Below are 21,939 nucleotides of genomic sequence, written 5' to 3' on the forward strand. Positions count from 1 at the left end.
CGACTGGGGCGATAGAAATAGAGTTTACGTCAGTTCATCCTCGCTCTCTGCGGTGAATCAGTAGCATGAAGTGAAGCAAGGGACGTGCCACTCGGACATGCAGCACGAATGCGAGCTGAATAGGCACCAGAACTCGAATATTGCATTCCAGGTCTCACGCGGCAGATGTCCAGATTGCCGGGAAATTTCGTATTGCATCCATAACGGCTTTGGGCGACGGATTGCGGGACCTGCCATGGCAAGCGCGTGCGGTCGCGAAACCTCAGATGGCGGCGAAGCGCTGCAGTTAAGAGAGATGCTGGAGCGTATATTCGCCTAAACGCTGCTGACGTGGCGGTGGGGCCTTTGAACGGTGGACGAGATCAGCCGGGAAAAAAGGCGTAGCTTAATTGAAATCGGCAGGGTGTACCCCGCCCACTACCGGGGATCAGAGCAGGCCAGCCTTGGCCCCAACCTGCGATGATAGCAGGTGCCTGGGGCACCTCCAGCACGTCGAGGGTTCTGCATCTTCGTGTCAGCCAATAGCCGACAGTTCGCACCACGTTTGTATTCGCTTTGTCTGCTTTACGACAGACTTAAGTCTTGATGCCTGCACTCAGCCGTCGTTGTTCAGTCCCGGCATTTTCATGGAGCGGATCGAGGGTGAAACGTTCAGGCTGCGAAGTCTATGTCTTGCAGACGAACTCGTAGTGTGAGGCCCTTGAGGGTCTTGAGCCTGCGTGACCTGCCACTGAACTTTCATCCAGCGGCGATTAGAGCCTCGGCGGTTTTGAATACGCCAAGTGGCGCGGTGTGAGCAACCGGCACGCGGATCGTGTCCCAGCACCTGGTGTAGCTGACGGGAGGGAGTAAAGCCGAGTGCCCGCGCGCTTCTCGCTGCGCTGTAGCGGGTGATCGGCTTTGCGGGCGGCCATCAGTGTTTTCCGCTAGGGTCGGGTTGTTCAAGACCAACCTGACGGAAAGATCACCGATGACCAATGACATGATGAACGTGCGCTCCCTTGTTGAGAAGAGTGCCGATGCAGATTTGTTGCGTGAGATGATCGGTCTTGCTGCCGAGCGGCTGATGGAGCTGGAAGTAGGCTCGGCTACGGGTGCAGACTTCGGTGTGAAGAACTCGATGCGGCTCACTCAACGCAATGGCTACCGTGACATCGGGAGACGCGGGCTGGCACCGTGGAGCTTCGCATTCCGAAGCTGCGCAAAGGCAGCTACTTTCCGAGCTTCCTTGAACCGCGCCGCATGGCAGAGAAAGCTCTGACGGCCGTTATCCAGGAAGCGTATATCCAGGGAATCTCGACCCGTTCTGTCGACGACCTGTGGTGGACGCGACCTATCTCAAGGTCCGGCGTGGCGGCCGCATCGTCTCAGTCGCCGTCATTATCGCGGTGGGCGTCAACAGCGACGGTCGGCGCGAGGTCCTGGGTATGGAAGTTGGCACCTCGGAGGCCGAACCGATCTGGACGGAATTCCTGCGCAGGCTAACGCGCCGCGGTCTACGCGGGGTGAAGTTGGTTGTCTCTGATGCACATGAGGGCATCAAGGCTGCCGTTTCCAAGGTTCTCAATGCCACTTGGCAAAGGTGCCGGGTTCACTTCATGAGGAACGTGCTCGCGCATGCTGGAAAGAGCGGCAGGCGGGTCGTATCCGCCTTCATCGCGACGGCCTTTGCCCAGGAGACCCCGGAGGCAGCAAGCCGCACAATGGCGCAGTGTCGCCGATCAAATCAGGCCGAAAGTGCCGAAGCTTGCCACCATCATGGACGACGCTGAAGAGGACGTGCTCGCCTACATGACCTTCCCGAAAGAGCACCGGGCAAAGCTGCACTCGACGAATCCAATTGAGCGTCTCAACGGCGAAATCAAGCGACGCACCGAGGTCGTCGGCATCTTTCCGAACGACGAAGCCATCGTCCGTCTCGTCGGTGCATTGCTGCTCGAACAGAATGATGAATGGGCCGTTCAACGCGCCAGGTATATGACGCTTGAGACCATGGCCCAAATGAGCGATGATCCCCAAATCAGCCTGCCCCGCTGTGATGTCGGGTTAGGAAACGAGCGGGACAGCAGGCTAATACACTGCCCGAATTGCCCCGTGTGGACGGCAAGCGTCAAGCCTTGATGCCAAATTCAAACGGATATGAGTGGGGCTTCGCAGCTGCGGCGAGGTCTCGATAGGGTCCGACAGTAAGCCCGAATGAGTGGGCACAATGGGACTGAAAGTGGGATCACTTGGTGAGCCCGTTGTTCCCGCGCGGAGATCCCGCCGCTATTCTCGCAAATGTCGGACAGCCGCCGCCCTTTGTCGCATTTGTCGAGATCACGACAATCGGTTTGTCCCGCTCTGCTCTACGCACCCGTCAAGCCACGGAGTGGTGCCTGCTTCGCAGTTTTGAATTTGAGAGCGAGCGGGCTACGGCTCCGTCATTGCTGGGGGTCCGATAGCGAAAGCCTGTTCGAGATGCGTGCTTCTCTATCGTCGCACAGGGCGTTTTCAGCATCTTGGGCCCTCTCACCGGTCTGAACAACTGTTTCAGCTTGATCATTTGAGGTTTTCGCAACCGAACGTGCTTGCCGTGGCTGGTCGGCAAGCCGTCGCTCGAACGATCATGGAATGCGATACTAAGTTTTCCGGAATCTGGATTCCAACTGGAATGCAGGAATACGATCGGTAGTAGCGTTTTTAGCTCGCATTTTACGCTGCATTTTCGAGTGGCACGTCGCTTGCTTCATTTCTCGTGCCGCCGATTCACCGAAACTCAGAAAGAGCCAACGCAAGCTCTATGGTGGTGCGAATTGCCCACTGCTCCCGCGCCCAGACGGCGCGGAACCGGCCTAAAAGCGGCATTAATCTTGGCGAAGGACAATTCAAATCCAAGGGAGAGTAAGATGAGCATCACACGCAGACATGTCATCGTTCAGGGTGGCGTCATTGCAGCAGGCCTGCTCGCCAGCGGCCTACCGGGGACAAAAGCCTTCGCGCAGATACCGTCAATCCCTTGGCGGCGCTCACTGCAGGGCTTGGCCTGGAACGACCCGATCATCGAGACCTATCGCGACGCAGTGCGCCTTCTCAACGCCCTTCCCGCCAGCGACAAATTCAACTGGGTCAACCTCTCGAAAATTCACGGCAGCGGTGACGTCGTCAAATACTGCCCGCATGGCAACTGGTATTTCCTGCCGTGGCACAGGGCCTATACGGCTATGTACGAGCGCATCGTTCGGCACGTGACCAAGAACAACGATTTCGCTATGCCGTTCTGGGACTGGACCGACAATCCGTACCTGCCCGAAGTGTTCACAATGCAAAAGACGCCCGACGGCAAGGACAATCCACTTTATGTTTCGTCGCGCACCTGGCCAATCACGCAGCCGATGCCGGACAATATAGTTGGGCCACAGGTTCTCAACACCATCCTAACGGCGAAGCCATACGAGGTCTTCGGCACCACCCGCCCCGAGGGACAGAACTCACTCGATCCTTCCTGGGTCACCACCAGCAGCGGCACGCAGGGGGCGCTGGAATACACACCGCACAATCAGGTGCACAACAATATCGGTGGCTGGATGCCGGAAATGTCGTCGCCCCGCGATCCGATCTTCTTCATGCATCATTGCAACATCGACCGCATCTGGGCGACCTGGAATTTGCGCAACGCCAACAGCACGGATCGACTCTGGGCCGACATGCCGTTCACCGACAATTTCTACGATGTCGACGGCAACTTCTGGTCCCCGAAGGTCTCTGACCTTTATGTTCCAGAGGAACTCGGATACAATTATGGTTTCCGGACCTACTTCAAGGTCGCGGCGGCGAGCGCCAAAACGCTGGCCCTGAACGATAAACTCACGTCCGTGATCGCGGCGACGGCGACCGATGCTGCAATCGCCGGCGTGACGACCACCTCCACGGACAACAGCAAGGCGGCAACGGAAAACGTGCCGCTTTCGCTGCCGATCAAGATCCCGGCGGGCGCATTGCAGGAGATCGTCCGCCAACCGCCTCTGCCATCCGGCATGGATACAATGGATTTTGGCGCGGCACAGGAGCAGGCGGCCTCCGCTCCTCGTGTGCTGGCATTCCTGCGCGATGTCGAGATCACCAGTGCCAGCACGACCAGCGTTCGGGTGTTTCTCGGCAAGAACGACCTTAAGGCCGATACGCCCGTCACCGATCCCCATTACGTCGGTTCTTTCGCCGTTCTCGGTCATGACGGCGACCATCATCGCAAACCATCCTTCGTCCTCGATCTGACGGACGCGATCCAGCGGGTTTACGGCGGAAGGGGGCAGACGGATGGCGAGGCCATCGACCTGCAGCTCATTCCTGTCGGATCGGGAGCGGGCAAACCCGGCGCCGTAGAGCCCGCAAAGCTAGAAATAGCCATAGTGTCCGCCTAACATCCGGACTGGCTGGGTTGTGGAGACATCGATGCGCTATCATCGTTGGGTGCTTATCGCTATTCGTGCGGCGGCATTATCGATGCTGCGCATCGTCAGCCCGGTTCAAGCTAACGAGAGCGACATGCGGGCAACGACCAGTAAGCCCGCGACGATAACCATATCGAGCAGAGCAGTCCACTCATCGGTTGATACCAGTGCGCGGGTCGTCCTTACTGTCACTGGTTATGAACCGTCGACTTCAGGACCAGTGACGACGGTCGTTTCGCTTGACTGCGGCAGTAACGTTCGCGAAATTGGTAGGTTTGGTATTTTTCCGAACAAGGCGTTTTCGGTATTGGACGGGGCAAAGCCTCAACGATTTGGGTTTCCCTTGCCCGATGACCCGTCTTGCCGTCAGCCACAGACCGTCATTATCCGGCTGGAGCCTCAAACAGGCGGCGGTTCGGGCGCCAGCATCACTATCAGCGACGCTAGCATTGAATAGATTGGCAGTCGGGGCTGATTTGCCGCTAGCTCCAGAACCTTGGCGGCAATGAAAGTCCGCCGGATAAAATAGAGGGTTTTGATAGGTTGTTGTGACAAAGGTCCAACGCGCAGCGCCTATCGTGGTCAACAGTTTACAGTCTTGCCGCTGCATTCGGCGACTGATGGTCGTCTGCAAGCAGGCAAAGGTTTTTGGCCGACCCGAGACTAGGCTCAAGATAAAGTCGCTCTTAAAGGCATTGAACCAACGACGCGTTCCTAGATCAGTAAAGTGACTCTTCAACCACTTCAGATGCTTGCGCGGAGGCTGTCCGAAAGCTGCATTGACTTCGCACGCGGTCCAAAACCGATTCAGACTGCGCGTTCAATTCAAAACTGAAGATTAGACGTGTGCTTTTAATGGCACTGGATTTGCAAGGACACGGGCGGCGTGCGGCCATAGGTATCGCTTCCATTCGTGATAGAGAGGCGCGGAGGTTAGTCTTGAAACGAAGAGATTTTTCGACTGTTGGGCTCACTGCTCTTCTCGCCGGGATCGTATTCCCGGCTTTTCCCAGCACCGGATTCAGTGAGCAGCGAAAGCCGTCCATCCCCGCACTCCCTGATCAGCGGAAACTTTGGAGTTGGATCAAAAGGCTCAACAGTTTCGGCCCCCGATTGACCGGCAGCCCGGCGCAAGCACGGGCAATCGATTATCTTGCTGGTGAGTTGAGAGGGATGGGCCTTGAGGTGAAGCGCGATCAACTCACGATGCGCCGGTGGATGCCACGAACCACCGCGTTCAAACTGTCAAATGGTGAAGTAATTGAGGTAGCGGCGCCGTTCCCGTATTCCGGGCTTACACCTCCCGGCGGTATCTCGGGTAAGATGGTTCTTTTCAACGGTCGGGTTCAGGCGTTTGAGAAAGCCCGCGGCAAAATTGCGGTGGTGACGGTAAAGCGTCGGGATCTGGCGGCATTCCTCGAACTGGTGACCAATCGACGCGGCAGCCTGCCGGAAGGCATAGACTTTCCCAAAGCCGTAACCACGCCGCTTATCACCGGTTTGCTTGGCGTACCGATCGACAAGGCGCGTGAAGCAGGGGTTTTAGCCGTCGTTTGCATTTTCGAAGGCGTCTCGGAAGTGCAGTTGAAGGGGCAGGTGCTGCCATTCACCACACCGTATTGGGGCTTACCTGCAATATGGGTGGCGCAATCTGAAGGAGAGCGGATCAAAGCCGCGAGCAAGCACGGTTTGAGCGGTCGCCTGACCTTGGATGGCACGTTGGAAGACGTTGCGACCGATACGATTTATGCGGTTTTGCCGGGCTGCAACCTGCTTGAGACAATCATCATCAACACCCACACCGATGGACCTAATGCGTGCGAAGAGAACGGCGGTGCTGGGGTACTCGCTCTGGCGCATTATTTCTCCTCGCTACCGAAATCTGCCCGCAACCGGAGCCTCGTCTTCGTACTCGTCACGGGTCATTTCCAGCTTCCCCAGTTCGGCCGCCACGGGAATCAGGCGACGGCGACCTGGCTCGAAATGCATCCAGAATTGTGGGACGGCAAACCCGGCCATGCTAAAGCCGTTGCAGGAGCTACGATTGAGCATCTTGGATGTACCGAGTGGCGAGATGACTTTGCAAAAGGGCACCCCGCGCCCACCGGGAAGCCGGAACTCGATTTGATCTATACCAGTAATAAGTCGATGAGTGACGTGTACATCGCTGCCGCACGCGGGCGCAAAAAGGTACGCGCGCTGATAGTCGCCCCAGCGGCGGCGCAGGTGATGTTGGGCGAAGGACAGCCATTATACGCATCAGGAATTCCGACGATATCAAGCTGTCCGATACCGGACTATCTTTGCCAGGTCTTGCCGGGCGGAGGCTTGGACCGGCTCGACCCTGATTACGCCTTTCAGCAAGTCGAAACCTTTGCCCGCACGGTCGACTTGCTCGACAGGATGCCGCGTGGTGAGATCGGAATCGTTCCGTTTAACCTGTCCACTGTTATCGGTGATCTGCTGTAAACCTGACCAACACTAACGCCAGCGAAAATGGCGGTGTCACGCGGTCGGCACTTTAACTGGCGCCGAGGATCATCTGGCTGTTCACGATAGTGCCGGGTCATAGCCGTCCCATCTGGGCACGCTTCGTCATGCATCAGATGACCGGCCTGCGTTTCCACATCGCGGCCTTCGAGGCTCTCGGCGGCGCTCCGCGGGAGTGCTTTGCGACCGGATGAAGACTGCCGTCATCGGTGAGCGTCAGACAGAAGGCATCGTCTATAACCGTGCCACCACCAGCCTTAGCCCCAACCAAAGCCACGCGGACGGCCGCTGAAACATCCTAGTTGGTGGGATCCCACACCGCAGGCGAATCCATCACCTCCTGTCCTCCGATAGTCTCCAACGAGCTGGGAGAAACTGCTGATCCAGGCTGAATGAAGACTTTGTGTGGCTTTCCCTGGCGACGAGCTTGCTGCCCCCTCTCCCGGCGTAGCTGGCTGACCCAGTGCTTGGCATAGACATTGCAGGGGATGAATGCGGCGGTAACTCGTTGGGGTCGGAAGTCGTCAAACTGCTTTCCTAGGCGTCGGCATTGCCTACCGAGCACCTCGCCAGACGGAAGCACGATCGATCTGGCACGTATGTATGCGTACGGGATCATAACCATAGAGGAGTTGAAACGATGGCGGATATTCTTACATCTCTAAACCCGCTCCGGTGGATTGAAGCGCCATCCACGGAACTGGACAGCCAAGTGACCCAAAGTCTATTCCCGATGTTCCAACGCTTGGCGGCAGCGGGCGCTGAAACCGCTAAAATTCTGCAGGTTGCCTTATTGCGCCGCGTGCAAGTCATGTGCGACACCCACTCTACCCGCCAGGGAAAGCTCTTTACTGAGGCCGAACGTCTTGCCGAGAGTCTACGCGAGGTGCACGGCAATGGGAATGGGCCACGCTTGGGCGGAATACCTGCGCGACGCTAGTGAGCGCGCCATATTGTGCATGGATCTTCTCCGACAGCGCGGCGACATCTTCCTCGAACATGAAGCGGCAGGCTGTCCGCCGGTTTTCTTCTGCGACTACGAGACAGTTATGGATGGAAACGATCTGCCCTTGAAATCCAATTACGTGTTACTTCGAATGATCCCGCCCCAAGGTGTTAACGTCGATGACACGAAGCGCCCCTTCATAATCATTTGCCCGCGCGCCGGACATAGTCCCGGCGTCGGTGGCCACAAAGAAGACAGCCAGGTCGGCGTGGCGTTCCGGGAAGGTCACCCGGTTTATTTGGTGTCCTTCCGCCGAGAGCCAGAGGGGGGGCAGTATCTCTCTAATGTCACGTATGCGGAAGCGGCCTTTGTTCGTGAGGTCATGCGCCTGCATCCGCTTGCCCGCCTTCCAGTCGTAGTCGGCAACTGCCAAGCTGGCTGGGCTACCCTTCTGATGGTTGCGACAAATCTCGACTTAGCTGGCCCGATCATCCTCAACGGATCGCCGGTGACACCTACCTCGGGAAATATCGGCGAAAATACCCTCCGCTACATGGCGGGCCTCTTCGGGGGAGCTTGGATAACCATGTTTTTGTCAGATCTGGGCGGAGGCATCTTCGACGGCGCCCATCTCGTACAGAATTTCGAAACGCTCAATCCCGAGCGCCAGTTATTCATGAAGTATGTCGAACTGTTCCGAGATGTGGATGCGGCGAGCGAAGCCTTCCTTAAGGCTGAGAAGTGGTGGGGCGGCTTCTGCCTGATGCGGGGAGACGAGATCCGCTGGATAGTTGAGCACCTCTTTGTTGGTAATCGACTGGCGCACAACAAGGCGTATGGGGAGCCGGACCGGCGGCATTTCGACCTTAAGAAGATCAGGGCGCCTATTATCATATTTGCCAGTCATGGCGACAATGTAACGCCGCCGCAGCAGGCGCTGAATTGGATCCCCGAAATCTATGACAACGAGGAGGAAATCCGCCTTCTCGGCCAGCACATTATTTATATGGTACACAACGACGTCGGTCACCTCGGTACATTCGTTTCCTCGAGAGTAATCAACAAAGAATACAATGAGGTTGCAAGCACGCTCGAGGCAATTGAGGCGTTGTTGCCTGGCCTTTACGAGATGCGCATCACGGACATTCAAGAAGATGCTGGACACAAGAGCTATAGTGTTGAACTGATCGAGCGCACCTTCGAGAATATCCGTGAGTTTAACGACGGCCATGACGATGGAGGTCCCTTCGCTGCCGTCGCCCGCGTCTCTGAACTGCAAGCGCAGATCTATCACACAGTTGCCCGCCCCTTTGTGCAGGCCGCGGTCACAGACATCTCAGCAGACGCCAGCCGAATGTTCCATCCAAAGCGGCTGGAGCGATCGCTGCTGTCTTCTCAGAATCCGATCATGGTTGGCTATAAGTCAATTTCAGAGCAGGTACGGAACTCCCGGGCGAACGCAGCAGCGGAAAATCCTTTCCTGGCTGCGGAAGCGCTCTATTTCAAGGCTGTCGAACAGGCGATCGTGGTCATGCGCGACTGGCGCGACATGGGTTATGAGCTCGCGTTTCACATGATCTGGAACAACCCTTGGCAGCGATATTTTGACAATCCCCACGAAGCATACCGCAAAGGGACGACACTTGACGATATGAGATGGCAGCCGGACATCGCCAATGCGCTCAGGAGGATCGCGATCGGCGGACTCGCCGATGCCATCATCCGTATGGTCGTACTCCTGGTGAGCGATCGTGGCGGGATCCGACGCGACCGCCTGGCGCGCTGGTCACGGGTGCTGACCGAGGACGAGCCCTTCCGCTCACTAAGCGCTGATCATTTGGCCGAAATCACTCGCGTGCAGACGGCTATCGTCACCTTTGAGCCGGAGCAAGCAATCGAGACGCTGCCGCTGTTGCTAACGGAACCGAGGCAACGGCAACTCGCTTATGCAGCCGCTTGCTATATCCCGGGCTCCAGGGCGGAGATGTCATCGAGTACTGTTGCCATGCTACAGCGCTTCGCGGACGTGCTTGGCCAGCCATCGATCGTCGATGTGATTGAGGATCCGCTGGCAGTGACATAGTTTGTTCGTAGAGTAGCGTCTCGATCTCACCGAATCACATAATTATTGGTTTTCGCTCGTTGGTCACGGAGGCGCTTGAAACAATTCCATCGCAAATCCAGCCAGGACCGCAGATCGGAAAATTGCCATTGGACATCCGTCCTTTACAACGCAACGATGCCGTAATCCGGTTCAGTGATCGGGCCGGCAGAGGGCGGATTGAAACTGTGGAGGAAGGCTCTCGTCATAGGGCTGGCGCTCGCTGCAAATCATCGTGATCGAACGCACTGGCCATACGGTTGATCTCGGCTGACCGCGCACCGACCGCCTTGGCGGTCTCGCGCCACCTTGCGGTGTCGCGACTTCCTTAATGATCGCGCGAGCCTCGGCGAGCGTTAGGGCGTAGAGCCCTGCAGGTTCTTCCAGCAGGTCAAGGGAGCAGGTGCCTTCATCAAGATCAATGTTTGTCGTCAGCGCGCGCGCCTTGACATCCGTAGGCACTGGATTGAGGTCATAGGCAGGGGACAACGACCAGCTGGCTTTATTGAGCCACAGAAAGCCGTGATTTTTCTCCCCAGCTCAGAGCTAGAGCGGGCTGCAGCGAGAAGCGGCCCGGGTCCTCGAGCCAGGCACGATCATACTCAAACACGATTGTTTCGGCACCACGGGCGCGATTGCTCCGGGCCAGATGGGACGTGTGCGGCCGTGAAGGTCGAGATGAACTTCGAAATCAGCCATCGCGTGACGATCCCGGTGATCGCCTTGGGTGAGCGTGCTTGGGCAACTCTGCATTGGCCAGAGACTGGCCGACGCTGTCGTCACCGATGTCGGCGACTTGGCTCAGCCCATCTAGCAGGCCGAGTGCCTGGAGGACGCCTGCATAGATGCCGATGCTGACATTGGTGTCGCCGGCCTCGATCTTTTGAAGCGTTGAGCGTGAGGTGAAGGCACGTTCGGCTACTACCGCCATAGGCAGGCGGCGACGTCGACGTGGATGTCTGCGCCCAGTTTGCGCAGCGCGCGCCGCACCCGGAGGGTTGTGAGGTGTCGGAATTTGTCACCTTCGCACTACAGATTGCACTAGATATGTAGCACGAAGGTTACAATTTTTCAAGAGAGATGGTCAGAGAGAAAAGTGGTTAGAATGGGAATTGCGGATAGCGCAAGTACGAGCCAGGCTGGCAGGCGAAGAAAGATGGCGGATCTTGAGGCGCTCAAGATCGATGCCGCCTCCGGACCGGAGGCGCGATCGGAACCACTATCGTCTGCTGATGCGGCTTTTGCCGATTGCCAAGCTGCACCCGGCCGTTAGTCGAACGGGTGCTCCTGGAAGATGCGGTGGTGTCGGTGACCGTGGACACCTCGTCGATCAGGGTCGCAACGTGGCTGGTTTTGAGAAATCGGCGGGCGGACATTGTCGGCCATCAGGACACCAATTGAACTAGGCCATTTGGACTAGAATTTCCACTTATGGCGCGCCAACCGATCGGTTCCTCATGGATCGGGAAGCCGACCTCTACACAGCGGGCTCAATCCTCGAGAATAGTTGCTAATGACCGCTCATCAGACAATCTGATTGAAAGTTCCCCGCGAAGCAGCCATATATTTAGCTCAAATTCATTAGTGCTACGTAGGACATTGATCATGGTAGATGTGGAGCTGCAGGTCGCTCGGCAAAATGCCTCTCTTCGAGTGCAAGTCGAAGAAAGGCTCAGACAGGCTATTGCGACGGGCAAGTTCAAGCCGGGGCAAAGGCTCGTCGAGCGCGAGCTTTGCGAAATGATCGGCGTGGGTCGCACGTCCGTCCGTGAAGCGCTTCGGCAGCTTGAGGCAGAGGGATTGATCACAAGCTTCCCCCACAAGGGTCCAGTTGTCAGTATCATAACCTATGAGGAGGCCGCTCAGCTCTACACCGTCCGCGCGCTGCTCGAGGGGTTTGCTGGTCAGCAGTTCGCCGAAAATGGAACGGCGGAAGATATTGCCACTTTGCAAGATGCCGTTAGAGAATTCGAAGCGTCGGCGGAAAGCGGCGTGGGACACAGGCTCATCGCTGCCAAAAACGCCTTCTATGACTGCTTGATGGATGGCAGCAAAAACGTCTTCGTCAGGCAAATGCTAACATCGCTGCACAACCGGATCAATCTTCTGCGCATGACTTCGATGACACAACCGGGGCGCCTCAAACATAGCATTGCAGAAATCAAAGAGATTGCCGAAGCGATCCAAAATCGCAACGGACCCAGGGCTGCGGCCGCTTGTAAGCACCACATTGATATGGCTGCGAAAGTCGCACTCGAGTACCTGCGCAACAACACCTCAGGCTGATGCCATAAGATTTTCCGAAAATTGACAGATTGTCTGATGCTGGAGGTGGCCGGGTGTAATTAAATCCTTCAGGCACGGTGCTTTTGACAACGCAACAACCTCTCTGGTGTCCATCGGACGATAAGATGGGTGCTGCTTGCACGTCATTTTAAGTGAGGTGATTGAAGAAGCGACGGCAAAATTGGCGTCGTAGCGAGGGCGCGCCGGCCCAAGCATGAATTTTCCGATTGACAGATTGTCTGATAGGTCGTTAACTACTCCTCACTAACGGAGGTAGCTGATTGTGCTTGCCTCACATTCGGGAGCGGGACGTTGTCACCACGAAAAAATCTGCGCGTCGCCTTTATTGGTCTCGGCGCAATGGGCGGGCCGATGGCACAACATCTGTTGTCGGCTCAATTCGAAGTCACTGGCTTTGATCTATCGGCCGAGGCTAGGGAAAGGTTCGCGGCCGTCGGCGGCGTTCCGGCAGAGACGGTAGCGGAAGCATTCAATGGGGCCGATGTTGCGGTTACCATGCTTCCCAACGGCAAGGTTGTTCAAGACGCGCTCTTCAAGGATGGGGCCTGGCAATCCCTGAGTGCTGACGCGCTTGTCATCGACATGAGCTCATCGGCGCCCAATGATACTCGTGAGCTCGCAGAGCGCTTGCATCAGAAGGGCTTGCGGCTGGTCGATGCTCCCGTGTCAGGCGGAGTGAAGCGAGCCGTCGAAGGCTCTCTTACTATCATGGCAGGCGGTGCTTCTGACGATATCGATCAAGCTGATCCCATCCTGTGCGCCATGGGCGGCCAGATTTTTAGGACAGGCCCGATCGGCTCAGGGCACGCCATGAAAGCCATCAACAATTTCGTATCGGGAGCCGGGGTTCTGGCAGCTATCGAAGGCGTTCTTCTTGGCCGAACGTTTGGTCTCGATCCTAGAACGATCGTCGATATTCTCAACTCGTCGTCTGGCAAGAACAACGCAACAGAAGTGAAGATGAAGCAGTTCATCCTCTCGGAGACTTTTGGCTCTGGTTTTGCTTTGGGGCTTATGGCGAAAGACATTAGGATTGCAGCGGACTTGTCGAAGGCGCTCAATCTCCAGCTGCCGACATTGGCCGGTACCGCTGATGCCTGGGATGCTGCTCGGCATGCTTTAGGCCCCGATGTCGACCATACGAAAATTGCGCAGTTCGTGAAAGATCAGGCCTGACCGCGAAAAACTACGCCAAACTGACAGTTGAAAATTGTCTGATAATCTGTCAAATATGATGAAGGGAGCGAAACCCAATGGCCACTTTGGACAGGAAAGATAAGGGGTCTAAGGCCGGCGAGCGAACAGCTCCATCGGAGCAGTTCAAGCGCGGACTTGCTACTCGTCGGCAGGTGATGGGGGACGCTTACGTTGATGCGGCCCTCGGAAAGGCGACCGACTTCACCTGGCCGATGCAGGAACTCGTCACCGAGTATTGTTGGGACAATATCTGGAACCGACCTGGCCTCGACCGTCGCGCTCGATCGATCCTCAACCTTGGAATGATAGCGGTTTTAAACCGACCGCACGAGCTCAGAGGCCACATCCGCGGCGCCATCAACAACGGTGTTACGAAACAGGAGATCCAGGAGATCTTCCTTCAGGTGGCTATCTACGTTGGTGTGCCAGCAGGCATCGACAGTTTCAGGCATGCCCAGGAAGAATTCACCGAAATGGGCATTTGAGAATGTGCTGTCCCGTGAGGGGGCATGTACAACATGCGCGGAGTTCTCAGCGCTTATCAACAAGGGAGGAGCCTAAAATGGCGATAGATCTCAAGAAATTCATAGAATTCGTGCGGGAGGATTTCGAGTTCAAGCGCGAAACTCGTTATCTTAACGGTATATTAAAATGCGATTTCCCTACCCGCAGTGTAGCGCTTCATTTCGAGGACGGTACGTTGCTAAAGGTGGAAGAGGCCGAATACGACGACGACAAGTGCACTATCGTCATACGCGGGACCGGTTCACAGTGGGAGGCGCTGCTTCAGCACAAACCCTTGCCGTTTTATCAGTGCTTGCAGTCATCAAACATCAAGCATGGCCTCTACCTTAGCAGTAACAACGAAACCTTCGCGTATCTGCCTGCTCTCAACCGCATGACCACCCTGATGCGCAATGCCCGTTCTGAAGGAGCAGCAGCATGACCAAGTTTGACCCCATTATCGGCCGTTATCTCTATCTCACCGTAGAAGGTATCGAGTACCGCGTCTATTACGAAGAAGCGGGCCAGGGGATTCCGCTTCTCGTCGGTCATACGGCAGGGTCCGACGGTCGCCAATACCGTCATATGCTTTGCGATTCCGACGTGACGAAAAATTTTCGCGTCATCGCGTTCGATCTGCCGTATCACGGCAAGTCCCTTCCCCCCTACGGCGTTCGCTGGTGGGAGAAGGAATACAACATGACCAAGAAGTTCATGATGGACTTCCAGCTCGAACTCTCAAAAGCGCTCGACCTAGACCGCCCCGTTTATTTGGGCAGCTCCATGGGCGGCCATCTCGCGATCGACCTGGCATCGAACTATCCGGACAACTTCCGCGCCACGATCTCGGTCGAAGGTGCGTTGCGCTCGGCGGCGGAGTACGTCGACGTCGGTATGGCTGGCATCCGCAGGGAGTTCGACAATCCAAACGTCAATCGCACCTCCATCGGTGCGGCGATGATGCTGAATATCTCACCGTACTCGCCAGAAGCGAATGTCCGTGAAATCCAGTGGGAATACAGCTGCGGTGGACCGGGAATCTTCGCGGGTGATCTTTATTACTACTACTACGACCACGATGTGTCGCCAGAAGAAGCCAGCAAAATCGATACGTCGAAATGTATGCTATACTTCCTCACGGGCGAATACGATCCAAACACGTCCCCGGCCGATACCAAGATTGCTGCAGACCTGGTCAAAGGCTCCAAGTTTTGGACAATGGAAAAGCTCGGACATTTTCCCGTTACTGAGGACTATAGCGAGTTCCGGAAGTATCTGTTGCCGATTCTTGAGGAGATCCAACAGTCATCAGCAGCCCGGTCTAAGGTTGCCTGATCCTTTTCTCGGGAGGAGAACTTCAATGAGGTGCATTCTGAATGTCACACTTGGGGCGCTGATCTCGGTTAGCGCCCTGGCGACAACCGCTTACGCGGATGGTGTCGATCAGCTACCGGCTACAGAAAAGAAGATCTATGAAACTGTAGATCCGCAGATTCCATTGGGGGCGAGCGCCTACAAAGACTTCAAGCCCAAAAAGGGTCCTCCGTGGAAGATCGGCTATGCAAGCAGCTACGCTGGCAACACCTGGCGAGCCGCAGCTCTCGATGCGGTCATGAGCGATCTTTTACCGCGATCAAAGGCTGCGGGCCTGGTGTCTGATGTCGTGGTCACCCAGTCGGATCTTAAAGACGCCGTTCAGATCCAGCAGATGCGTCAAATGGTGGACGAAGGCGTCGATGCAATCATCATCTGCTGCTCGAACGTCACGGCTCTTAATCAGACGATCGAATATGCCTACAAAGCCGGTGTGCCGGTGTTCTCATTTTCGGGCTACGTGACGTCGCCATACGCCATCAATGGCGCGGCCAATCACGCGCAGGGCGGTGCCGAGATGGCGACGTGGCTGGCGGAAAAAATAGGAAAGAAGGGCAATATCCTTCTCGTTTCTGGTATTCCCGGTTTCGCTTCTTCGGACAGCTTTGACAAAGCGGCTAAGGAAGCACTTGCTAAGTACCCCGACATAAAGATCGTCGGTGAAGTTGCAGGGAAGTGGACCGACCAGGTGGCCCAGGTCGAAGTTCAGAAGTTTCTTGCGACGAACCCGACGAAGATTGATGGGATCCTCACGCAGGGGGCCCAAGAGAACGGCGTTCTCAACGCAATGCTGCAGTCAGGTCGAGACATGATCCCGATTACTCTCGGGGGGGAAGCTTCCGCCGCGTGCTACTGGCGCAAGAACCCCGAGTTTGTGGACAGGAGTTTCCATATTTGGCCGCCGCGTCGCGAGATGCAACAGATGTGGGAGATCATGCTCCGCACATTGGAGGGACAAGGCCCTAAGGTTCAGTCCTTCCTTCGACCCGTCTTGCCTTACACCATCGATGAAGTCCGCGCGGCAATACCAGAAGATTGCGACTTGAACTCGACAGACTTCGTGGAGCCCAAGGCGGACGGGTGGTTTCCTGCTGCGATTGCTGCAGACTACTTCGAACGCCCGGCTGATCCCTGGAAGCCTGTGTCGAAGTGAAACTGTTCTGCCCGGTGGGTCTTGCCACCGGACAGAAGTTTCTCTTGTGGGAGGACCGCCTCGCGCGGCCGTTGGGATTAGAGGATCTCCGATGCAAAACCAAACTACGATCAAGTTGATCAATGTTGCCAAGTCTTTCGGCGAGACTAAGGCCTTAAAGAAGTGTGATTTTGAAGCCCGGGCCGGAGAAGTGCACGCCATCGTCGGAGAGAATGGAAGTGGCAAAAGCACGATGGCGAAGATCATGTCTGGAGTGTTGCACCCAGATTCCGGGAGCGTTTCGGTCCTTGGAGAAGAGATTTCGACTCCGACTGACGCCAAGCGCATCGGGCTGACAACGATCTTCCAGGAAGTGCTGGTGGCCGACGAGGCCAGTGTATTGGAAAACCTGTATGTCGGGCGCGACGGCATCTTCCGCTCGCAGGGCGGCAGTGGTCGGCGTACCGAGGCTGAGGAGATCCTGAAACGCCTCGTCGGCAAGCCCGTGGATCTCGATCAGAACGTTGGGGCATTGCCTCTGAGCGTCAAGCAATGGATAGTTATTGCGCGAGCGGTCTTGCGCAGGCCGAAGGTCCTCATCCTCGATGAATCGTCTGCGGCATTAGACCTCGATTCCACGATCCGCCTCCACGAGGAAATTGATCGTCTCCGTAGGGAAGGTGCGACCGTGCTGATCGTAACGCATCGGATCGCTGAACTTGTCCGCATCGCCGATCGAGCCACGATCCTTCGCGACGGCGTCACCATTGGTACGCTCGAGAAGCATGAAATAACTGAAGAGAACCTGCTTTCAATGATGACGCCCGCGGACCGAAACGCAAGCGACGCGAAGGCGTACGAATCAAAGCAAGTAGGCGCCGCCGCGCCGGCCGTGGTAGCGGTAAGAGACCTCGTTACTCACAGCGCGGCAGCGCCCTTCGATTTCGATCTACCGAAAGGAGCGATCATCGGTGTTGCAGGACTCGACGGGCAGGGGCAGGACGCTTTCGTACGCGCCGTTGCGGGTATCATCCAGCCTTTTGGTGGTAATGTCCAAGTCTGGTCATCCAGCACCGAGAGAATGAAAAAGGTCGCATCGCTCGAAGACGCTACCAAAGCAGGAATCTCGTATATTTCCGGCGACCGCAAGCGTGAAGGTATCTTCCCTCAGCAGAGCATCTTCGAAAATCTTGCCATCGGCGTCTATCGCAAGAACCTCGGTCCTCTTGGTATAATCAATAAGGCCGGCCTCAAACCCATGTTCAAACGCGAGGTGGATCGGCTCCGGATTAAGATTGGAAGTCCGGCGAACAAGATCACCTCACTGTCGGGCGGAAATCAGCAAAAAGTTTTGATCGGCCGTGCCTTTGCAAACGAACCGTCCGTCATCGTCCTTAACGATCCCGCTCGCGGTGTCGACCTCGGAACGAAGCGCGATCTCTACCGCGAACTGCGCCTGTTCACGGAGAAGGGTGGCAGCGTGATTTATCTATCAAGCGAAATCGAAGAGTTCATCGGCTTTGCGGACCGCGTCGACGTCTTCTTTGCTGGAAGGCTTTTCCGGTCGCTAGCAGGCGAGGACATAGCGGAAGAGCCAATCTTGGCCGCAATGTTTGGAAAATCGCCAAACGCCTCCATCGAGTTCGATCTGGAAAGGACTGCATGATGTCTGGAATCGCATTCCGTCAAATCACCCAGGACCGTTCCCTCTTCGTGCCGGCCGGCCTATTCATCGTCCTTTTGGTCGCCGTTGCCCTACGCGGACACGGGCTATTCACGAACAACGGCCTCGCAGGTGCAATCCTTGTCGCCACGCCCTTGATTCTAACGGCGCTTGCCCTCACCCCCATTGTCATGGCGGGTCGTGGAGCAGTGGACCTTTCAGTTGGCCCCTTGATGGGGTTCATCAACGTTACCCTTATTACCTGGCTTGTGGGTAACGGAATTACCAACCCTATCGCAGTGATAGTATGGGCAGTCGGCCTGGGAGCGGCATTCCAGCTACTCCAGGCGCTGGTTATCATTTATGTGCGTGTCGCTCCGATAATCGTTACGCTGTCGGGTTTTCTTGTCCTCTCCGGGTTGAACCTGATGGTGATGTCCCGACCGGGTGGAGTCGCGCCCGACTGGATGCTTAGCTGGGGGGCGGGGACCGACATCATGTCACCTGTTTTGCTGTTGCTGGTTGCAGCGTATGCATTATGGCTCCTTCTCAGGGGGACTATGTTTTACCGCAACCTTCGCATGACGGGTGCGGATGAGCGCATGGCGTATACGAGCGGCGTTCGAGTGGACGCAGTCCGCATCATCGCCCACGTTGTTGGTGGAGCATTCGCTGGACTTGCCGCCCTCAGCTACACGGCGCTGATCTCCTCTGGTGATCCGACGCAGGGCAGCACCTACACCCTTCAGGCTGTTACGGCCCTGGTTCTCGGAGGTGCGAGCCTCTCCGGTGGTCGTGGTGGAGCACTTGGATCTACGCTTGGCGCGATCAACATGTTCCTCATCTCCTATCTCCTCTCCACCTTCAACTTCGGCACGGTTTCGGGGTTCGTTACCCAGATGGCATTCGGCTTAATCCTCGTCGGATCACTTCTCGTGAACGTCTTTGTCATCAGTCGCCGCGCGGTTGTGTAAGGAGCAAGATAATGGTCGCGACAGTTATGAATTCCGAAATCAAATCGGCTCAGAAGTCTAACCCGCTCAAGGCTCATCGGAGCATCGTCATTGGCTTTGTTCTTCTGGCCTCTCTCTTAGCACTCGGTGCATTGCTGGTCCCCGGCTTCGTATCATCCCAAAACGCGCGTTCAATCCTTCTTCTCGCAGCGTTTCTGGGGCTTGCCTCCATTGGCCAGACCCTGTGCGCTCTGGTCGGTGCGCTCGATCTTTCGATACCATATATTATTGGAGGCGCGAACATCCTCCTTCCCAGCCTTATGGTCGCAGGTATTCCCGCTCCCCTCGCGATGCTGGTTGTCATGCTCCTCGGTGCGCTTGTCGGGGCCGCCAATGGCGCCCTGAGCTTCCGTCTCCAAGGGCAAGCGCTGATCATGTCGCTCGGAGTTGGCTTCGCGGCCGTCGGTGCGGTCCAGATCTACACCTCACTCGGCTCGGCGTTTGGTGGTACAGTGTTTGCTCCGGTACCCGAATGGCTGAGGAACATTTCGGCGTTCAACGGAAAGTTTTTCGGCCTGTCGCTGCCTCCGGTCATCGTGATCTGGGCTATCGTCGCCATCGCGCTTGGATGGTTCATGTACAACACCTGGTTTGGCCGCAGCATTTACGCCGTCGGCGGAAGCCGGACGGCGGCCGCCCGCCTCGGAATCTCCGAATTCAAGGTCTGGACCGTCATCCATAGCGTCAGCGGTGCCATGTCTGCAATCACGGGCATGCTGCTACTAGGGTTTTCCGGTGGTGGCTTCGTCGGCGTGGGCGACCCTTATCTTTTCACCACCGTAGCAGCGGTGGTGATTGGAGGGACGTCGCTTCTTGGTGGGGCGGGCGGCTATGGCGCGACAGTGCTCGGTGTTCTTGTCCTGACTGTACTGACCTCGCTTCTAGTTGGCCTCGGACTGAACTTTCCGGCGCAGCAGGCTGTCGTCGGTCTGCTCATCGTTCCGATGGTCGCGATATACGCACGGTCACCACACATTCGAAATCAGATATGATCAATGCATAGAAAGGAAGATCCATGGCAATCTCCAGCACCCTGCTAGGCCGTTTAAAGGACCAGACTCTCGTTCGCGAGCAGATGCTGGTTGGAGGAAAGTGGTCGAGCGAAGGGGTAAACGGCACACGCATCAACGTGCTAAACCCCTCCACGATGGACGTCCTTGCCTCTTTGCCTAGCGCTGGCCTTGCTGAAGTGCGAGCCTCTATCGATGCTGCAAAGGCTGCACAGAAGAAGTGGGCTAAGGTTTCGGCGAAGGAACGCTCGCTGATCATGCGGAAGTTCTACGAAGAGGTGGTAGCTAACGCTGAAGACCTGGCCGTAATTCTGACATCGGAAATGGGCAAGCCACTGGCGGAAGCGCGTGGCGAGATTGCTTACGGCGCTTCCTACATCGAATGGTTCGGTGAGGAAGCCAAGCGTGTCTATGGTGACACCATTCCAGGTCACCAGGCCGACAAGCGACTGCTTGTCATCAAGCAGCCGGTTGGCGTTGTGGCCGCCATCGCTCCTTGGAACTTTCCGTCGGCGATGGTGTGCCGCAAGATCGCGCCGGCGCTCGCGTCCGGCTGCGCGATCGTATTCAAGCCTGCTGCCGAGACTCCGTTATCGGCGCTTGCATTGGCGATCCTCGCGGAGCGTGCCGGAATACCCGATGGCTTGTTCAGCGTCCTCCCGACGGATAATGCAAGAATGTTTGGCGAGGAGGTCTGCTCCAACCCGGTCGTCAAGAAACTGACCTTCACCGGTTCGACCGAAGTTGGCCGTATCTTGATGGCGCAAGGCGCCCAGAAGATCATGAAGCTGAGCCTGGAACTCGGCGGCAATGCGCCGTTTATCGTTTTCGACGATGCAGATCTCGACCAGGCGGTCGAGGGGGCTATGCTTTCTAAGTTTCGTAACGCGGGTCAAACCTGCGTGTGCGCGAACCGTATTTACGTACAGAGCGGGATCCATGACAGGTTCGTCGAGAAGCTGGCAATGCGCGTGAGTGCCTTGCAGGTTCTTGACGGGTTTGAGAGCGGGGCGACGATCGGCCCGTTGATCAACGATGAAGCGGTAGCAAAGCTCTATGGTCATATCGATGACGCTGTGACCAAGGGTGCGACTGTCGTGGTTGGTGGTGACCGCGATGCTCGCGGAGGCACGTTCGTCCAACCAACGCTTCTCTCGGGTGCCACAAAGGATATGAAGGTTGCGCGTGAGGAAACCTTCGCGCCTCTGGCTCCGGTGTTCAAGTTCGATACTGTCGAGGAAGTCATCGAACTCGCGAACGATACGGAATTCGGCTTGGCAGCCTACTTTTTCGCCAACGACCTCAGGAACGTTTGGAAGGTCACAGAGGCGCTGGAATACGGCATGGTTGGCGTGAACACGGGTCTGATTTCCACCGAATTAGCGCCATTCGGCGGCGTCAAGCAATCCGGCTTCGGCCGAGAGGGCTCAAAGTACGGAATGGATGACTTCTTATCCATGAAATACGTCTGCATGGGCGGGATCGGCGCATAGCGATCGCCCAAGGGTCGCTCGCCGACTGAACTTAAAGGGGGAGAGGTCTGTTGAATAGAGGCAGGACAGCAACATCCTCTCCGCCGGTTGCGAGGTCTCAAAAGGCTGGACTTTTCTAGAGGTTTCGCGGGAGCTGTCCTACGGATCTTCCCTTCCGACCCCTTCTGGGGCCGGCCTTGCAGACGAGATTTCTGCCTGTCTTTTCGATTGTCGATCCTTCCGCCAATGCCCTACAAGGTAAGTCTTTCCCAGATAGCTTGTAGCCTTCGAAGAGGTAAC

The 21,939-nt window shown here is 56.6% G+C and carries 15 protein-coding genes and 3 pseudogenes; 16 read left to right on the forward strand and 2 right to left on the reverse strand.

Features of this window, described 5'->3' with window-relative positions; genetic code table 11:
- The first annotated feature begins 970 nt into the window (after nt 1-970).
- From MOV76_RS14225 to MOV76_RS14250, 6 genes and pseudogenes are all read left to right on the forward strand, one after another.
- Nucleotides 971-2,121, forward strand: a pseudogene (locus MOV76_RS14225) (IS256 family transposase).
- A 767-nt stretch (nt 2,122-2,888) separates the two neighbouring features.
- Nucleotides 2,889-4,400 carry a tyrosinase family protein gene (locus MOV76_RS14230; protein WP_029875549.1) on the forward strand — a complete coding sequence of 504 codons (1,512 nt, stop codon included), beginning with the start codon at nt 2,889-2,891 and terminating at the stop codon, nt 4,398-4,400.
- A gap of 31 nt (nt 4,401-4,431) precedes the next feature.
- Nucleotides 4,432-4,887 carry a hypothetical protein gene (locus tag MOV76_RS14235; protein ID WP_011053334.1) on the forward strand — a complete coding sequence of 152 codons (456 nt, stop codon included), beginning with the start codon at nt 4,432-4,434 and terminating at the stop codon, nt 4,885-4,887.
- 482 nt (nt 4,888-5,369) lie between these two features.
- Nucleotides 5,370-6,899, forward strand: coding sequence for a hypothetical protein (locus MOV76_RS14240; protein WP_064812014.1), 1,530 nt, complete (start codon nt 5,370-5,372; stop codon nt 6,897-6,899).
- Between the two features lie 65 nt (nt 6,900-6,964).
- Nucleotides 6,965-7,182 (forward strand): annotated as a pseudogene (locus MOV76_RS14245) (IS21 family transposase); the annotation flags it as partial.
- A gap of 640 nt (nt 7,183-7,822) precedes the next feature.
- The gene (locus MOV76_RS14250; RefSeq protein ID WP_245421412.1) at nt 7,823-9,949 is read left to right on the forward strand and encodes a DUF3141 domain-containing protein; all 2,127 of its coding nucleotides are present in this window, start codon (nt 7,823-7,825) and stop codon (nt 9,947-9,949) included.
- 223 nt (nt 9,950-10,172) lie between these two features.
- Here the strand turns inward: MOV76_RS14250 and MOV76_RS40100 are convergent.
- Nucleotides 10,173-10,498, reverse strand: a pseudogene (locus MOV76_RS40100) (HipA domain-containing protein); the annotation flags it as partial.
- Nucleotides 10,499-10,658: 160 nt separating this feature from the next.
- Entirely contained in the window at nt 10,659-10,898 is a 240-nt protein-coding gene (locus tag MOV76_RS14255; protein ID WP_008534330.1) for a helix-turn-helix transcriptional regulator, read from the reverse strand.
- Nucleotides 10,899-11,572: 674 nt separating this feature from the next.
- Between MOV76_RS14255 and MOV76_RS14260 the strand changes: the two genes are divergently transcribed.
- The 10 genes from MOV76_RS14260 (at nt 11,573) to MOV76_RS14305 (ending at nt 21,660) form a co-directional block, all read left to right on the forward strand.
- Entirely contained in the window at nt 11,573-12,253 is a 681-nt protein-coding gene (locus MOV76_RS14260; RefSeq protein WP_004668612.1) for a GntR family transcriptional regulator, read from the forward strand.
- Between the two features lie 312 nt (nt 12,254-12,565).
- Nucleotides 12,566-13,450, forward strand: coding sequence for an NAD(P)-dependent oxidoreductase (locus tag MOV76_RS14265; RefSeq protein WP_004668614.1), 885 nt, complete (start codon nt 12,566-12,568; stop codon nt 13,448-13,450).
- Between the two features lie 77 nt (nt 13,451-13,527).
- Nucleotides 13,528-13,956, forward strand: a complete 429-nt coding sequence (locus MOV76_RS14270; RefSeq protein WP_170964896.1) for a carboxymuconolactone decarboxylase family protein — start codon at nt 13,528-13,530, stop codon at nt 13,954-13,956.
- 77 nt (nt 13,957-14,033) lie between these two features.
- On the forward strand, nt 14,034-14,417 hold the full coding sequence (locus MOV76_RS14275) for a hypothetical protein (protein WP_004668622.1): 384 nt from the start codon (nt 14,034-14,036) through the stop codon (nt 14,415-14,417).
- Nucleotides 14,414-15,310, forward strand: coding sequence for an alpha/beta fold hydrolase (locus MOV76_RS14280; protein WP_004668623.1), 897 nt, complete (start codon nt 14,414-14,416; stop codon nt 15,308-15,310). Before MOV76_RS14275 ends, MOV76_RS14280 begins: the two co-directional genes overlap by 4 nt.
- Nucleotides 15,311-15,335: 25 nt before the next feature.
- Nucleotides 15,336-16,502 carry an ABC transporter substrate-binding protein gene (locus MOV76_RS14285; RefSeq protein WP_008534334.1) on the forward strand — a complete coding sequence of 389 codons (1,167 nt, stop codon included), beginning with the start codon at nt 15,336-15,338 and terminating at the stop codon, nt 16,500-16,502.
- 91 nt (nt 16,503-16,593) lie between these two features.
- Entirely contained in the window at nt 16,594-18,147 is a 1,554-nt protein-coding gene (locus tag MOV76_RS14290) for a sugar ABC transporter ATP-binding protein (protein WP_004668627.1), read from the forward strand.
- Entirely contained in the window at nt 18,144-19,118 is a 975-nt protein-coding gene (locus tag MOV76_RS14295; RefSeq protein WP_008534336.1) for an ABC transporter permease, read from the forward strand. Before MOV76_RS14290 ends, MOV76_RS14295 begins: the two co-directional genes overlap by 4 nt.
- A gap of 11 nt (nt 19,119-19,129) precedes the next feature.
- Nucleotides 19,130-20,149 (forward strand): ABC transporter permease, encoded by a 1,020-nt coding sequence (locus MOV76_RS14300; protein ID WP_004668632.1) that lies wholly within the window; start codon nt 19,130-19,132, stop codon nt 20,147-20,149.
- A gap of 23 nt (nt 20,150-20,172) precedes the next feature.
- Nucleotides 20,173-21,660 carry an NAD-dependent succinate-semialdehyde dehydrogenase gene (locus tag MOV76_RS14305; protein ID WP_008534338.1) on the forward strand — a complete coding sequence of 496 codons (1,488 nt, stop codon included), beginning with the start codon at nt 20,173-20,175 and terminating at the stop codon, nt 21,658-21,660.
- The last annotated feature ends 279 nt before the right edge of the window (nt 21,661-21,939 follow it).

The sequence above is a fragment of the Rhizobium sp. PRIMUS64 genome, assembly GCF_023006465.1.
In the GTDB taxonomy this organism is placed as follows: domain Bacteria; phylum Pseudomonadota; class Alphaproteobacteria; order Rhizobiales; family Rhizobiaceae; genus Rhizobium; species Rhizobium leguminosarum.